The following is a 15,578-nucleotide window of genomic DNA, read 5'->3' as shown; positions in this document are numbered from 1 at the left end:
TATTAAAGTTTTATGTTGTGGTAACAACATAGAAGACAAGAAATTCGGTGGTGCGGTAGTTCAGTTGGTTAGAATACCGGCCTGTCACGCCGGGGGTCGCGGGTTCGAGCCCCGTCCGCACCGCCACTTAATTTCCAGAGAAACCCTGAGAGAAATCTCAGGGTTTTTTTCTGTTTATAAATTATAAATATTAAAATCAATAATTTTCTTATTATATTTGATAAAATCAGATAGCTTTAATATTATTTTCTGCATTGAAGAGGTTTTTCACGTGGTAAAGAAAACCTATGCAATAAGATATGTCGCTGGGCAACCGGTTGAACGCGTCTTTCCGATGTCAACTCATCAGCTTGGAAGTTCATTACCTGTAGGTATTCCTTTGATTACTGATACAAATGAGTTTAGGGTTGTTGTATGGAATATCTACAAACAGCAGCGTCCTTCATGGCGAAAGGTTTTGAAGGAGCTTACTAATGAAAGCCAGTTAATTTTATTGCAAGAAGCGCAGACAACCCCTGATTTAGTTGAATTTGCTACTTCAAATTATCTGACAGCTGATCAAGTTCCCGCATTTTTATTGCCTCAACATCCCTCTGGTGTAATGACGCTAGCAACTTCTCATCCTATCTATTGTTGTCCATTGAGAGAGAAAGAGCCTCTTTTACGTTTATCTAAATCAGCTCTCATCACTGTTTATTCTTTACAGGATAATCGCCAGTTAATGGTTATTAATGTACATGCGATAAATTTCAGTTTTGGTGTGGATGTATATAGCCGTCAGTTGAATAATATTGGTGCTCATATTCGTTTACATGATGGCCCGGTAATTATGGCTGGTGACTTTAATGCATGGAGTAAGCAACGATTAAAAGCTCTCAAACGTTTTACCGGACATTTACATCTTAAAGAAGTCTCTTTTACTAATGATTGTCGAACAATTGCATTTGGAAAACCGTTAGATTTTATTTTTTACCGAGAGTTAAATGTAGCTAATGCTATTGTTATGCCTACGGATGCTTCTGATCATAATCCTCTTATTGCAAATTTTTATTAGTATTTTATTTTAAAAGTATGTTTATCTATTTTTTATGAAAGATTATTATTTGATTTTTAATTTAACTTACTGAAAGTAAATGCAATTAATTGTTTGTTATGTATAAGTGGATTTGTATTTCAAAAATACAAAATTATTCTTATTAAAGTAATATATGCTATCATTGCAATTTAGAAAACGAAATACAATGATATAAATAGATTGAAATTATTTAATTTACATTGATTAATAAAATAATATTAAGATATTAGTTATATCATATTCAGATAAATAAAAATAAATGCCAGATTGTTCTGGCATTTATCAGGATAAATTATTTAATTTGATGAGCTTGAGAAGTATTTTTCTTTATGCGCAAGAAATAGGTAATTGACAACAAGGCTACCCATGCAACTCCTACAATTAATGCAATACGAGTTTTCTCAAAATAGCCCAGTAATACAATAACGAATACCATAAAGATAATTGTTAATATTGGTGCTATTGGCCACATAGGAACAGGGAATTTTAATGTTTTAACTTCTTCTTTACTCATTTTGCGGCGCATAGCAACCTGAGAAAGCAGGATCATCAGCCATACCCACACAGTGGCGAATGTTGCGATAGAAGCAATGATAACGAAAATTTCGTCTGGAAGTAGATAGTTAAGAACAACGCCAATCAGCAGGACGGCCGACATAACGACCACCGTCATCCACGGTACACCATTACGGCTCAGTTTGGTGAATGTTTTAGGCGCTTGCCCTTCTTGGGCCATGCCATACATCATGCGACCGGCACCAAAAATATCGCTGTTAATTGCAGAAACTGCGGCAGTAATAACCACAATGTTAAGAATATTAGCCGCAGAATTGATACCTAAGCTGGAAAAAATCTGTACGAATGGACTGCCTTCCTGACCAATTTGATTCCACGGATAGATACACATCAGAATAAACAGGGTCAATACGTAGAACAGCAAAATACGGAACGGAACAGCATTGATTGCTTTTGGAATAGTTTTTTCGGGATTTTTAGCTTCGCTGGCAGTGATACCAATAACTTCAATGCCACCAAAAGCAAACATCACAATGGCAAGTGAAGCGATTACACCACTGATACCATTAGGCATAAAACCGCCATATTCCCATAGACTGGAAATGCCGGTTACATGGTCTGTTTCCTGACCGAATCCATATACCATGATAGCCATGCCGCCGATAATCATAGCGATAATTGCGGTAACTTTCACAATAGACAGCCAGAATTCCATTTCGCCAAAAATCTTCACATGGCAAAGATTAATTGCGCCAATGAAGCAGACAATACTCAGCACCCAGATCCACTGTTCCACATGAGGAAACCAGAGCTTCATATAAAAGCCGAATGCAGTAACGTCAGCCAGGCAGACAATCAGCATTTCGAATATATAATTCCATCCGGTTAGAAATCCGGCCAAAGGGCCGAGGTAATGGCTGGCATAGTGTGAAAAAGAACCGGCTACTGGGTGGTGAACAGCCATTTCACCTAATGCACGCATCACCATAAATACGGCTGCCCCGCCGATTAAATAAGCGAGTAATACGGCTGGGCCAGCTTGCTGGATAGCAGCTGCGGAACCATAGAACAGCCCTGTGCCTATTGCGGAACCTAATGCCATAAAGCGGATATGCCGCCCGGTTAGACCCCGTTTCAGCTGAGTTTCATTATTCTGCATTATTTATTCCTGTCACTTTCTCAGTGCTAGATATATTTTAAGCACACAATGCCCCGACAAGCCTTATATTAGCCGGGCGAAGCAAACCCTGTACCTTACCATAAAGATTGATGTCTGCGGGATAGATATCTGCAATAATGCGTTCTTATCTAATGAAACCAGAGATTTTTATGTTTTACCCGATTAACGAAATATTCCAGACATTGCAGGGAGAAGGTTTTTTTACGGGAGTCCCGGCAATTTTTATTCGTCTGCAAGGGTGTCCTGTCGGTTGTAGCTGGTGTGATACTAAACACACTTGGAAGCAAGAAGCTGAAAAGCAGCGGATGTTGGAAACTATTTTACTGAAAACGAGTGAAAGTGATGAATGGGGTGAAGCATCACCTAAGCAAATTGCAGCACTGTTTGTTCAACAGGGGTATACTGCGCGCCATGTTGTTATTACTGGTGGTGAGCCTTGTCTTTATGATCTTGTTCCTCTGACCGAAGAGTTAGAAAGCCTTGGTTATCAATGCCAGATAGAAACCAGCGGCACGTATCATGTTAAGTGTTCTTCTGCCACTTGGGTGACAGTTTCGCCAAAAGTTAAAATGCGTGGTGGTTATCAGGTATTGCAGCAAGCTTTGCAGAGAGCTAATGAAATAAAACATCCAGTTGCACGCGAAAGAGACATTGAAGCACTGGATGAGTTATTAGCGACATTGGATGACAACTCATCGCGTATTATTGCATTGCAACCTATTAGCCAGAAAGAAGACGCTACCCATTTATGTATTAAAACTTGTATTGCGCGTAATTGGCGGCTTTCTATGCAAACACATAAATATTTGAATATTGCCTGAGAGAAGATTACTGCACTGGAGGTTTCCTGGTGCAGTAACCTGTTTCACTTTCCGCGGAAAATACATCCTGCGTTACAGGTTTCTTTCACCATAACGGCACTGAGTTGTGGAACTGAGGGCTTTACTTTAGCCCAAATCCAGGCTGCCAGTACTTCGCTGGTTGGGTTTTCCAGCCCAGGGATATCATTCAGGTAGTGGTGATCTAGCTGTTCCCAAATGGGTTTAAATACAGCTTTTAGATCAGCAAAATCCATAATCCAACCACTATGAGGATCGACCTCCCCGGTAATTTCCAGCCGAACCATAAATGAGTGTCCATGCAGGCGTCCGCATTTATGGCCGTCTGGAACATGTGGCAGGTGGTGGGCGGCTTCAAACTGAAAATCTTTAAAAATCGTTGTGCTCATAGTGGTTCTCTCTGACTTCAAAAAACCCGCTATTCTACCTGATCTTCTGAATTAAACCCGGTTTTTTCCTTTTTTTGCAATTGCCCTTATTAACTGTTTTATAGATATATTAAATCTGTAAATATGGTTAGGCGTTTTGGTTATTTGATATTGCGATAGTTTCTTTAAATAGTGACAAGTCACTGAGATAACCTTACTAACTACCCCTATTTATTTTCTTTACTAAAGATAACCGACATTGGTAATCGTAAAGGGCTGCACAGGATAATGAGCATAAAACCACCTTCAATTTCACTTCTGCCGGTTTCGCCTGAACAACTGGCGCGTTTGCAATCGGCAATTGGGGATTTTTCACCGAATCAGTTAGCCTGGCTGTCTGGTTATTTTTGGGGAATGATGAATCAACAGCCAAAGGTTCAGTCCGTGGCTCCAGCGATTCCGGTACAGGAGACGATTACATTAATTTCAGCTTCGCAAACAGGTAATGCCCGTCGTTTAGCTGAACAGCTTCGTGATGATCTGTTGGCAGAGAAACTCAATGTCAATCTGTTCAATGCCGGTGATTATAAATTCAAACAAATTGCTCAAGAGAAAATGCTCATCATTGTCGCTTCTACGCAAGGTGAAGGAGAACCCGCCGAAGAAGCGATTGCATTATATAAATATCTCTATTCTAAAAAGGCACCGAAGCTGAGTGATATTGAGTTTGCTGTTTTTGGTCTGGGTGATACTTCTTATGAAAAATTCTGTCAGGCAGGAAAAGATTTTGATAATCGTTTGAATGAATTGGGGGCTCAACGGCTTCTGGAGCGTGTCGATGGTGATGTGGAATATCAGGAGGTGGCGGCTCAGTGGCGTAAGCGGTTAACTGAAATCCTGAAACAACGTATTCCTGCGCAGACAAATACGGTGATTACTTCTGTACAGAGCGGGTTGGTACATGAAGTTTTTTCAACTTCTTATACTAAACAGGCACCATTGACAGCGGTCTTAGCAACCCGTCAAAAAATAACGGGCCGTGGTTCTGATAAAGATGTTCGCCATATTGAAATTGATCTGGGAGATTCAGGTCTGCGTTATCAACCGGGTGATGCTTTGGGTGTCTGGTTTAAAAATGATCCGGTTCTTGTGGATGAATTGTTGAATTTACTCTGGTTGGAAGGAACAGAACAGGTTGAGGTTAATGGTCAGAAATTACCATTAAGGGAAGCTCTGATCAGCCATATTGAGCTAACCCAAAACACCAGCTTGATTGTAGAAAAATATGCTGTGCTGGCAAAAAATGAAAAATTACTGTCTCTGATTGCCGATAAACAGGCATTACAGCAATACGCTCATAATAAACCGATTGCCGATATGGTAAGAGAGGCTGCTTCTCAGCCAGAAGCTCAACAGTTTATCGATTTACTGAGACCTCTAACGCCAAGGCTTTATTCAATTTCTTCCTCTCAGGTTGAAGTCGAAAATGAAGTTCATATTACAGTCGGTGTTGTTCGTTATGAAATTGATGGCCGGGCTCGCACTGGTGGTGCATCCGGTTATTTGGCAGGTCGCTTACAGGAAGAGGGCGATATTCGTATTTTTATCGAGCATAACGACAATTTCCGCTTGCCTGCCGATCCGCAAACACCGGTCATCATGATTGGGCCGGGAACCGGAATCGCTCCATTCCGGGCATTTATGCAGCAAAGAGATGCAGATGGCGCTGAGGGGGAAAATTGGCTGTTCTTTGGTAATCCACATTTTACGGAAGATTTTCTCTATCAAGTGGAGTGGCAGCGTTATGTCAAAGATGGCCTGTTGACTCGTATTGATCTGGCGTGGTCCCGCGATCAGCAGCATAAAGTTTATGTTCAGGACAAATTGCGTGAACAGGGCCAAGAAGTATGGCGTTGGATAAAGGAAGGGGCACATCTGTATGTATGTGGTGATGCAAACCGCATGGCGAAAGATGTGGAACGTGCATTGCTGGATATTGTTTCTGAGTATGGTGGCATGGATACCGAACAGGCTGATGAATTCTTAAGTGAACTGCGCCTTGAGCGCCGTTATCAGAGGGATGTGTACTAATGAGTGATAAACAATATGGTCCTTTGATTGTCGAAGGTAAACTGGCTGATAGTGAGCGTATGAAGCAGGCAAGTAACTTCCTGCGAGGTACAATCAGTGAAGATTTAACCAATGGCTTAACGGGAGGTTTTGCAGGGGACAATTTCCTGCTGATTCGCTTTCATGGCATGTATCAGCAGGATGATCGTGATATCCGTGCTGAACGGGCAGAGCAAAAACTGGAGCCACGCCATGCGATGATGTTGCGCTGTCGTCTGCCGGGAGGTGTTATTACACCGCAACAATGGTTGGGTATTGACAAGTTTGCTGAAGAGAACACTCTGTATGGCAGTATCCGGTTGACTAACCGTCAGACATTTCAATTTCATGGCATTTTGAAAGGGAATGTCAAACCTGCACATCAATTACTGAATCAGGTTGGTTTGGATTCGCTTGCGACGGCGAATGACGTTAACCGAAATGTGCTTTGTACTTCGAATCCTATTCAATCAGAGCTGCATCAGCAAGCCTACGAATGGGCGAAGAGAATTTCAGAGCATTTGCTGCCACGTACCCGAGCTTATGCTGAACTTTGGCTAGATAAAGAAAAAATCGCAACGACTGATGAAGAGCCGATTCTTGGTGCTACTTATTTGCCTCGTAAATTTAAAACCACAGTTGTTATTCCGCCGCAAAATGATGTTGATCTACATGCCAACGATCTGAACTTTATTGCTATTGCAGAAGGTGGCAAGTTGGTTGGCTTTAACGTGCTGGTGGGTGGCGGTTTGGCAATGACTCACGGTGATAAAAATACATATCCACGTATGGCGAGTGAATTTGGCTATATTCCGCTTGAGCATACATTGGCGATTGCTGAATCTGTGGTGACCACTCAACGTGACTGGGGTAACCGGACTGAGCGTAAAAATGCCAAAACCAAATATACGTTGGAGCGGGTTGGTGTTGACACCTTTAAAGAGGAAGTGGAAAAACGTGCGGGAGTGAAATTTGAAGCAATCCGGCCTTATGAATTTACTGGCCGTGGTGATCAAATTGGCTGGCTGAAAGGAATCGATGATAAATGGCATTTGACGCTGTTTATTGAGAATGGCCGCCTTTTGGACTATCCGGGCAGGCCACTGAAAAGTGGCGTTGCCGAAATTGCAAAAATCCACAAAGGGGATTTTCGCCTGACAGCCAACCAAAACTTAGTTATTGCTGGTATTCCTGAAAGTGAAAAACAACGAATTGAAACTATTGCCCGAGAACATGGGCTGATTAATGATAAAACCACAGTTCAGCGTGAAAACTCAATGGCCTGTGTCTCTTTCCCAACCTGCCCGTTAGCAATGGCTGAAGCTGAACGTTTCTTACCGGAGTTTGTCACTTACGTTGAACAACTGATGAATAAACATGGTATTGGTGATGAACATATTGTCTTGCGGGTGACAGGTTGCCCGAATGGCTGTGGCAGAGCGATGTTGGCGGAAGTGGGGCTGGTGGGTAAGGCGCTTGATCGTTATAACCTTCATCTTGGCGGTAACCGGATCGGCACCCGTATTCCTCGAATGTATAAAGAAAATATCAGTTCTGAAACGATCTTATCCATCATGGATGAACTTATCGGGCGCTGGGCGGCAGGGCGGCAACCAAATGAGGGCTTTGGCGATTTCCTGATCCGTACCGATATTATCAAACCGGTACTGGATTCAGCTCGCGATTTTTATGATTGGCAGGAGGCGGTATGAGCCAACTCAGCTTATTACAATTCGTTGGCGTGGCGGCAGAATCGCAGGAGGCGTCACTGGTTGAAATTAATCAGCGACTTGAAATTATGGATGCTCATCAGCGGGTAAATTGGGCATTAAAGAATTTGCCGGGGGAGTTTGTTCTTTCCTCCAGTTTTGGCATTCAGGCGGCGGTATGTCTTCACTTAGTGACACAAGAATACCCGGATATTCCTGTCATCCTTACCGATACTGGCTATTTATTCCCTGAAACTTATCAATTCATAGATAAATTAACAACGCAGCTGAAATTGAATCTGCAAGTATTCAGTGCTGAATATTCTCCAGCCTGGCAAGAAGCTCGTTATGGAAAATTGTGGGAACAAGGTGTAGAGGGAATAGAACGTTACAATCAGATTAATAAAGTCGAGCCAATGAATCGTGCTTTAAAAAATCTGAATGCGCAAAGCTGGTTTGCTGGTTTACGTCGCCAGCAATCTGAAAGCCGATCAAAATTACCGGTTTTGTCTATACAGCGTGGCGTATTTAAAATCTTGCCGATTATCGACTGGGATAATAGACATGTGCATCAATATCTTACAAAGCATGGGTTGGAATATCATCCATTATGGGAACAGGGTTATCTCTCTGTTGGCGATACCCATACAACCCAAAAATGGGAACCGGGCATGAGTGAAGAACAAACCCGTTTTTTTGGATTAAAGCGAGAATGTGGGTTACATGAAAATTAAAAAGCCGGATATTTCCTGAGTGGGATTGATGTTAAAGCAATACGTAAAGCAACTGACTTGAAATAGCAGGAATTTGCTAAATCTGTTAGCTTTCTTGCAGATTTAGTTGATTAATTTGCACAACCTGCTTTTCCTGCACATCATGGAAATTATTGTATTTATAATGACTTCTTAACAAAAGCTATGATTAAAGTTGCACTTATTGACGACCATGTAGTCGTCCGTTCCGGTTTTGCCCAATTACTAACGCTTGAACATGATCTTGAAATTGCCGGGCAATACGCCAGTGCCAGCGAGGCCTGGTTGGATTTACTCAGAAACTCGATTGATGTGGCGGTGATGGACATCGCTATGCCGGATGAGAGCGGTTTGCACCTGCTCACCCGATTACGGCAAAAACGGCCTGATTTTCGCACCATTATTCTCAGCATTTATGACACCACCGCATTTGTACAAAGCGCATTGGATGCCGGAGCATGCGGTTATCTCACCAAACGATGCGGCCCGGAAGAATTAGTACAGGCAGTACGCTCAGTACATAAAGGCGGTTTTTATCTGTGTGCTGATGCCCTGAAAGCCTTGCGTCAAACACCACAAAAAGTTAAAGCACTGCAAGCCCTGACGCCCAGAGAACGGGAGATATTTGATCTGCTCATCAATGGCATCACGGTTAAAGCTATCGCAGAACAACTTAACCTCAGCCATAAAACCGTTCATGTTCATCGTGCCAATATTCTTGGCAAATTGCAGTGCGAGAGCACGATCGAGCTGGTTCATTATGCCCTGCAACATCAGATTCTGACGGGTAACCCATGAGCGGAGGAGCACGATTTAGCCTGTTATCACTATTTCTATTGATTTTTTATTCGCTGAGTTGGCTTGCTCTGTGGACTATCAGCTTCTACCTGAATGACAATGGGCAACAGGCAGCACTGCTGCTGCCACAAGGGTTACGGCTGGCGCTGCTTGTTCTGCTGGGACGTCGCTACTTGTTAACCCTATTAGCAACCGAGGTTATCATCTTACTATGGCTCGATAGCGAGCAACTTATTACTAACAATATTATTCTGTTATCGCCATTTCTCAGCCTGATACCTACCTTTATGGTACAGCGGATCTGGTGGCGCTATACCTTGTATTGGCAACGGCTCTCTATTTTGCTGGCAGCCGTAGCCGCCAATAGTGTGTTACAGGCGGTCTGTCTGGGATTTTCTCTGACTGCCAGTGCCAGCCATCTGTTTCTTACCTCTTTGACCGGCGGTGTTTTACTATCACCTTTTGTTTATCTGATCTATGAATATCTGCATCAGCAACATTTGAGAAATATGCGGGAACCTGACCATCCGGATCCACAGTTACGTACTTCACTGCTGATGTGGTGCTGTCTGTTCTGCTTGCTGGGGTTGAGCGCTCAGATCTTTATGTCACCGGAAATTGAGAGGCTTTTGGTGATCTTGGTATTTATTCCCAATGTATTTATGGCCTATCGCTATGGCTGGCAAGGTGGCGTATTGGCGGCTTTACTGGGCAGTCTGATGATAACGTCAGCCCGGCAATTCAGTGGCGCTTTTAACGATTTACGCGAATTGGAGATGTTCCTGACCATTCAGGCGCTATTAGGAATAGGGCTTGGAATAGCCATCAGCCGTCAACAGCAACTCGCTGAAAACCTGCAACGCTACCGTGAATTATTGGAGAAGGAGTTAACCGCCCGCCATATTCTGATGCAGAAACTGGTTCACACAGAAGAAGATATTTGCAAAAGTATTGCCCGCGAGCTACATGACGAAATCGGTCAAAATATTACTGCCATCCAAATTCAGGCAACGCTGGTAAAACGCACTACGCCCACCCCAGCAATAGCAATGATCGCAGAGCAAATTAATCATCTTGCCCAACAAATCCATCAATCCACCCGTCAATTACTGCGCCAATTGCGGCCACCGGTTCTGGAAGAGATGCCTTTAGAAAAAGCGCTTCACCATTTAATCAATGAGTTTGCTTTTAAGCAGCAGGGTATTGATTGCCAGTTGAATTATCAACTTCCCCAAAATCCAGCGAATGAAACCGTGGTCTTTACCCTTTATCGCTTGGTTCAGGAGTTACTGAACAATATCAGCAAACATGCCAAAGCGACCCGCATCGATATCACGCTGCGGCAACGCGGGGATGTGCTCGAACTCAGAATCAGTGATAACGGCATTGGTATCACTGAAGATAAAAGGAAAGGCGGATTTGGTCTCCAGGGGATTGAAGAACGCATCCGGGCGTTAGGCGGAGACTGGCAGTTAAACAACGATAACGGCACTCGCATAATTGTTAACCTGCCCACAAATTCTGATGAAAATCAAGCATAACTAAGAATTATTCCTAGTGCCCTAAAACCTTATCCCATTCATTTTCATTAATTTTTCTTTACATTATCTTTTCATGGAGGAGCCGCATATGCAAACCACCAGCCAGGAACAAGTTTCACAACGTTATCGCTACTGGCGCAGCCGTTTGCTGATTTCCATGATTATTGGCTACGCCGCATTTTATCTGACACGAAAAAGCTTCAACTTTGTTATGCCGGTCATGCAGTTGGAACTGGGGCTGGATAAAGGGGATATCGGCTGGATAACCAGTCTGTTTTACCTGGCTTACGGCGGCTCAAAATTTGTTTCCGGTGTATTCCATGATAGCACCGGCTATCGCTGGTTTATGGGTGCCGGATTAGTGATGACTGGCGTGCTGAACATTATTTTCGCTTTTTGTTCATCATTTCCTGCACTACTGATTATCTGGACACTGAACGGTTTCTTTCAGGGTTGGGGATGGCCCCCTTGTGCCAGATTATTGACACACTGGTACTCCCGCAATGAACGGGGTTTCTGGTGGGGATGCTGGAATATCTCCATCAATGTTGTCGGTGTCACTATCCCGATGCTGTCAGCTTTTCTGGCGATGACTTACGGCTGGCAAGCGGCGCTGATGATGCCGGGAATTATCGGTATTTTGCTGGGTATCTGGCTCTGCCATCAGTTATGTGACATACCACAAAGGCAAAATTTACCCAGTGTGGGGCACTGGCGACAGGATCCACTGGAGCTTCGGCACGAGCAGTTATCGCGGCCCATGCCGGTGATGCAGATACTGCGGGACACGATTCTGATTAACAGAACTATCTGGTTATTAGGGCTCTCCTACATTCTGGTCTACCTCATCAGAATGACGATTAATGACTGGGGAAATCTGTGGCTGTCAGAAACACATGGCGCCAATCTGCTCAGTGCCAATGCAACACTCTCGCTGTTTGAGTTGGGTGGTTTGACTGGCGCACTTTTTTCCGGCTGGGGATCTGATTTACTGTTCCGCGGTCAACGCGCCCCGATGATTTTACTGTTTGCTCTGGGGTTGTTTATCTCTGTCACCGCATTGTGGCTAATGCCCATTCATCACTATGCACTGTTGGCAGTCTGTTTTTTCAGTATCGGTTTTTTTGTATTTGGCCCGCAAATGCTGATTGGGCTGGCGGCAACAGAATATTGCCATAAACAAGCCGCCGGAACGGTCACTGGTTATCTGGGATTGTACGCCTATCTGGGCGCTGCAATGGCAGGCTGGCCGCTAAGTCAGGTTGTTGCACACTATGGCTGGTCAGGGATGTTTACCCTGCTCACCATCGCAGCCGCCATGATGGGTTTGCTGTTGATGCCACTGTTAATGGCAGACGTCAGTAAAAGGGAACATATGGCAGGGGGTAGCATTGCTACTTTCCAATGATAAGCAGTTCTGAATACAAAGGACAAAATAATGAAACTGAAACCTCTCTCTACACTTATCGCAGCGGGCCTAGTTGTTGCTGCATTTACCCACAGTGCTCAGGCCGCTGGCCGTTTGATCGTTTATTGCAGTGCGACTAACGCCTTGTGTGAAGCCGAAACCAGAGCATTCGGTGAAAAATATAATGTAAAAACCACTTTTGTCCGTAACGGTTCAGGCAGTACCCTGGCGAAAATTGAAGCGGAAAAACGCAATCCACAAGCTGACGTCTGGTACGGCGGCACGCTGGATCCACACTCTCAGGCGGGTGAGATGGATCTGCTGGCTCCATATAAATCCCCAAATCTTACGCAGATCATGCCGCAATTTCGTGATCCCGCCAAACGTAAGGGCAACTACACTTCTGCGGTTTATGTCGGTATTCTTGGCTATGGCGTCAACACCGAGCGTCTAAAAGAGAAAAAGATCCCTGTCCCAACCTGCTGGAAAGATCTGACCAAACCGATTTATAAAGGTGAAATCCAGATCGCTGATCCTCAAAGTTCGGGCACCGCTTACACCGCACTGGCAACTTTTGTTCAGTTATGGGGCAAAGATCAGGCATTTGATTACCTGAAAAAACTGAACGCCAACATTTCCCAGTACACCAAATCCGGTGTCGCACCCGCACGTAACGCCGCCCGTGGTGAATCCGCCATCGGCATCGGTTTTCTGCATGATTACTCTCTGGAAGTGGAAAACGGCGCACCACTGAAACTTATTGCACCATGTGAAAGCACCGGTTATGAAATCGGCGGCGTCAGTATCATCAAAAATGCCCGCAATATGGACAACGCTAAACTGTTTATTGACTGGGCGCTGTCCAAAGAAGCACAAGAACTGAGCTGGAAGAAAGGTAAAGCCTATCAGATCCTGACCAATACCACGGCAAAAGCGTCTCCTCTGGCACTTAAATTGTCCGATCTAAAGCTTATCAATTACGACATGGATAAATTTGGTGCCAGTGATATGCGTAAGGCACTGATCACCGAATGGGTGACAGATGTGAAGATGGCTAAATAAAGTCTACCAAGGGCGGATAACACCGCCCTTAGAAACTATCCATCGGGCTATCTGGTTTTCCCATACTCATCACGCCACAAGGATAGATTCTTACTGTTGTTGCCTCACGATAATAATAAAAGAGGGAAATTATGTCTTACACTCTTACTTTGCCTACCAGACAGAAGCGGGATGCTGTGTTCTGGTGGATTGCCCTGACATGGCTGGCTTTCGCCCTTTTGCCCTCCTGGAGCCTAAACTACGGCCTTTTCGACTCCACTCAAGATGAAATTTTCACCGCCTATGGTTGGAACGGATTAAACTTTAGCTTACTGTGGTTCCTGCTGCCATCAGCGCTATTACTGCGCCCACTCACACCCACAACCCGCAATCAGCGTCGCCGCCACTATTTTGATGCGGGTTACGCCTTATTATGCGCTTTGTTTGTCATTATCAGTGCGGCCATTATCGGTCGTGGACTGGGCTACTCAACGATTATGCTGTTTATCTCACTGGGCGCAATTATTACCCTCGCCCTGACCCGCCTTGAATGGCTGGGTGGTGACAGTTTTGTTATCGGCTCACTGGTTGCGGTTATTGCCCTGATCGGGATGTTTATCCTTTATCCGAGTATCGCCATCTTTATACCGATGTTTACGGATGATACCGGTCAATTTGCTCCATTTGCCTTTATCTCGATCTTGGGACAGGCACATATTATTCAGGTTATCACTAATTCCATACTGCTCTCGCTGGCAGTGGGTGTGGGCTGTACCTTCTTCGGGCTGGTTCTGGCAATTTATACCTCCAGAATCGCACGCCGTTCCGCCATTATTGGCCGGGTATTCTCTATCTTGCCCATCGTCACTCCACCGTTTGTTGTCGGTTTAGGTGTTACGCTAATGATGGGCCGTTCCGGTTATATTACGGAGTTTATGGCGACCTGGTTTGGCCTCACTAATACCAACTGGTTGTATGGCTTTACCGGTATCTGGTTGGCTCAGGTACTGGCCTTTACACCAATGGCGTTTATGATCCTTGATGGTGCCATCAAAACTATCCATCCTTCACTGGAAGAAGCCGCCTATACTCTGCGCGCCAATCGCTATCAAACTTTCTTCCATGTTTTTATTCCGCTGTTGAAACCGGCACTGGCAAACGCTTTCCTGATCGTGATTGTTCAATCGCTGGCGGATTTCAGTAACCCACTGGTACTGGGCGGTAGCTTTGATGTATTGGCAACCCAGATTTATTTTTACATCACCGGTTCCCAGCTTGATTATCAGGCAGCCAGTACGCTGGGCGCTTCGCTTCTGGTTTTTTCTCTGCTGATATTCTGCGTTCAGTATATGTGGATTGGTAAACGTTCCTATGTCACGGTTTCCGGTAAATCCTATCGTGGTGATGTACAGCCGCTGCCGACTTCGCTGGTTTGGGGTGTCTGTGCTATTTTGTTTATCTGGGTTGTGTTCAACATTCTGTTGTACGGCAGCATTTTCTACGGCAGTTTCACCGTAAACTGGGGAGTGGATTACACACTGACACTGGACAACTTTATCAAGCTGTTTGGTCAGGGAATACATGATGGCGCATGGCCTTCATTACTGGATACCCTGCTCTACGCTGGTATCGCCGCCCCCATCACCGCTATCCTTGGTCTGCTTATCGCTTATATCGTTGTACGTCAGGAATTTCGTGGAAAGAAAACGATAGAATTTACCACCATGCTGTGCTTTGCCGTACCGGGTACCGTGGCTGGGGTTTCCTACATTCTGGCCTTCAATGATTCACCTTTCTACCTCACCGGCACTGCGGCTATCGTGATTATCTCTATGACCATGCGAAACGTACCGGTAGGTATCCGCGCAGGAATTGCCGGCCTTGGGCAGATTGATAAATCACTGGATGAAGCTTCGTTGAGCCTGCGCGCCGGATCGATGAGAACCCTTTTCCACATTCTGTTGCCATTACTACGCCCGGCAATCCTGTCTGCTCTGATTTACAGCTTCGTTCGCGCCATTACCACCGTCAGCGCTATTGTATTTCTGGTGACGCCAGATACTCGCGTGGCGACTGCCTATATTCTGAACCGGGTGGAAGATGGTGAATACGGCGTCGCTATCGCTTACGGCTCTATCCTGATTGTGGTCATGCTGGCCATTATTTTCCTATTTGACTATTTAATTGGCGAAGCGCGGGTTTCCCGTTCTAAAGCCAAAAATGCACAGTAATCACGGAGTGA

At 44.6% G+C, this 15,578-nt stretch carries 12 protein-coding genes and 1 tRNA gene; 11 read left to right on the top strand and 2 right to left on the bottom strand.

Annotated elements, in window-relative coordinates; genetic code table 11:
* Nucleotides 1–49: 49 nt before the first annotated feature.
* Nucleotides 50–126 (top strand) — tRNA-Asp (locus tag C5471_RS17405).
* Between the two features lie 145 nt (nucleotides 127–271).
* Entirely contained in the window at nucleotides 272–1,054 is a 783-nt protein-coding gene (locus tag C5471_RS17400; protein WP_133813369.1) for an endonuclease/exonuclease/phosphatase family protein, read from the top strand.
* 313 nt (nucleotides 1,055–1,367) lie between these two features.
* On the opposite strand, the gene C5471_RS17395 is transcribed toward C5471_RS17400, so the two are convergent.
* Nucleotides 1,368–2,750 (bottom strand): amino acid permease, encoded by a 1,383-nt coding sequence (locus C5471_RS17395; protein ID WP_133813370.1) that lies wholly within the window; start codon nucleotides 2,748–2,750, stop codon nucleotides 1,368–1,370.
* A 170-nt stretch (nucleotides 2,751–2,920) separates the two neighbouring features.
* Here C5471_RS17395 and queE point away from each other — a divergent pair, with 170 nt between their 5' ends.
* Nucleotides 2,921–3,592, top strand: a complete 672-nt coding sequence (queE, locus tag C5471_RS17390; protein ID WP_133813371.1) for a 7-carboxy-7-deazaguanine synthase QueE — start codon at nucleotides 2,921–2,923, stop codon at nucleotides 3,590–3,592.
* A 44-nt stretch (nucleotides 3,593–3,636) separates the two neighbouring features.
* On the opposite strand, the gene queD is transcribed toward queE, so the two are convergent.
* Entirely contained in the window at nucleotides 3,637–3,999 is a 363-nt protein-coding gene (gene queD, locus C5471_RS17385; protein ID WP_133813372.1) for a 6-carboxytetrahydropterin synthase QueD, read from the bottom strand.
* A gap of 267 nt (nucleotides 4,000–4,266) precedes the next feature.
* On the opposite strand from queD, the gene cysJ reads away from it, so the two are divergent.
* The 8 genes from cysJ (at nucleotide 4,267) to C5471_RS17345 (ending at nucleotide 15,567) form a co-directional block, all read left to right on the top strand.
* Nucleotides 4,267–6,069, top strand: coding sequence for an NADPH-dependent assimilatory sulfite reductase flavoprotein subunit (gene cysJ, locus C5471_RS17380; protein ID WP_133813373.1), 1,803 nt, complete (start codon nucleotides 4,267–4,269; stop codon nucleotides 6,067–6,069).
* The gene (gene cysI, locus C5471_RS17375; RefSeq protein WP_133813374.1) at nucleotides 6,069–7,799 is read left to right on the top strand and encodes an assimilatory sulfite reductase (NADPH) hemoprotein subunit; all 1,731 of its coding nucleotides are present in this window, start codon (nucleotides 6,069–6,071) and stop codon (nucleotides 7,797–7,799) included. Before cysJ ends, cysI begins: the two co-directional genes overlap by 1 nt.
* Nucleotides 7,796–8,530: a phosphoadenylyl-sulfate reductase gene (locus C5471_RS17370; protein ID WP_133813375.1), complete on the top strand. Its 735-nt coding sequence runs from the start codon at nucleotides 7,796–7,798 to the stop codon at nucleotides 8,528–8,530. Before cysI ends, C5471_RS17370 begins: the two co-directional genes overlap by 4 nt.
* Nucleotides 8,531–8,713: 183 nt before the next feature.
* On the top strand, nucleotides 8,714–9,346 hold the full coding sequence (locus C5471_RS17365; RefSeq protein WP_133813376.1) for a response regulator transcription factor: 633 nt from the start codon (nucleotides 8,714–8,716) through the stop codon (nucleotides 9,344–9,346).
* Entirely contained in the window at nucleotides 9,343–10,887 is a 1,545-nt protein-coding gene (locus C5471_RS17360; RefSeq protein WP_133813377.1) for an MASE1 domain-containing sensor histidine kinase, read from the top strand. Before C5471_RS17365 ends, C5471_RS17360 begins: the two co-directional genes overlap by 4 nt.
* Before the next feature lie 88 nt (nucleotides 10,888–10,975).
* Nucleotides 10,976–12,295 carry an MFS transporter family glucose-6-phosphate receptor UhpC gene (gene uhpC, locus C5471_RS17355; protein WP_242688760.1) on the top strand — a complete coding sequence of 440 codons (1,320 nt, stop codon included), beginning with the start codon at nucleotides 10,976–10,978 and terminating at the stop codon, nucleotides 12,293–12,295.
* A 30-nt stretch (nucleotides 12,296–12,325) separates the two neighbouring features.
* Entirely contained in the window at nucleotides 12,326–13,357 is a 1,032-nt protein-coding gene (locus C5471_RS17350) for an ABC transporter substrate-binding protein (protein ID WP_133813379.1), read from the top strand.
* Nucleotides 13,358–13,488: 131 nt separating this feature from the next.
* Complete coding sequence (locus C5471_RS17345; protein WP_133813380.1) at nucleotides 13,489–15,567, top strand: ABC transporter permease; 2,079 nt, start codon at nucleotides 13,489–13,491, stop codon at nucleotides 15,565–15,567.
* The last annotated feature ends 11 nt before the right edge of the window (nucleotides 15,568–15,578 follow it).

This window comes from Photorhabdus tasmaniensis (assembly GCF_011189505.1).
Lineage (GTDB): Bacteria > Pseudomonadota > Gammaproteobacteria > Enterobacterales > Enterobacteriaceae > Photorhabdus > Photorhabdus tasmaniensis.
The sequence above is the reverse complement of the archived record's forward strand: the minus strand, read 5'-3'. Positions and strand labels throughout refer to the sequence as shown.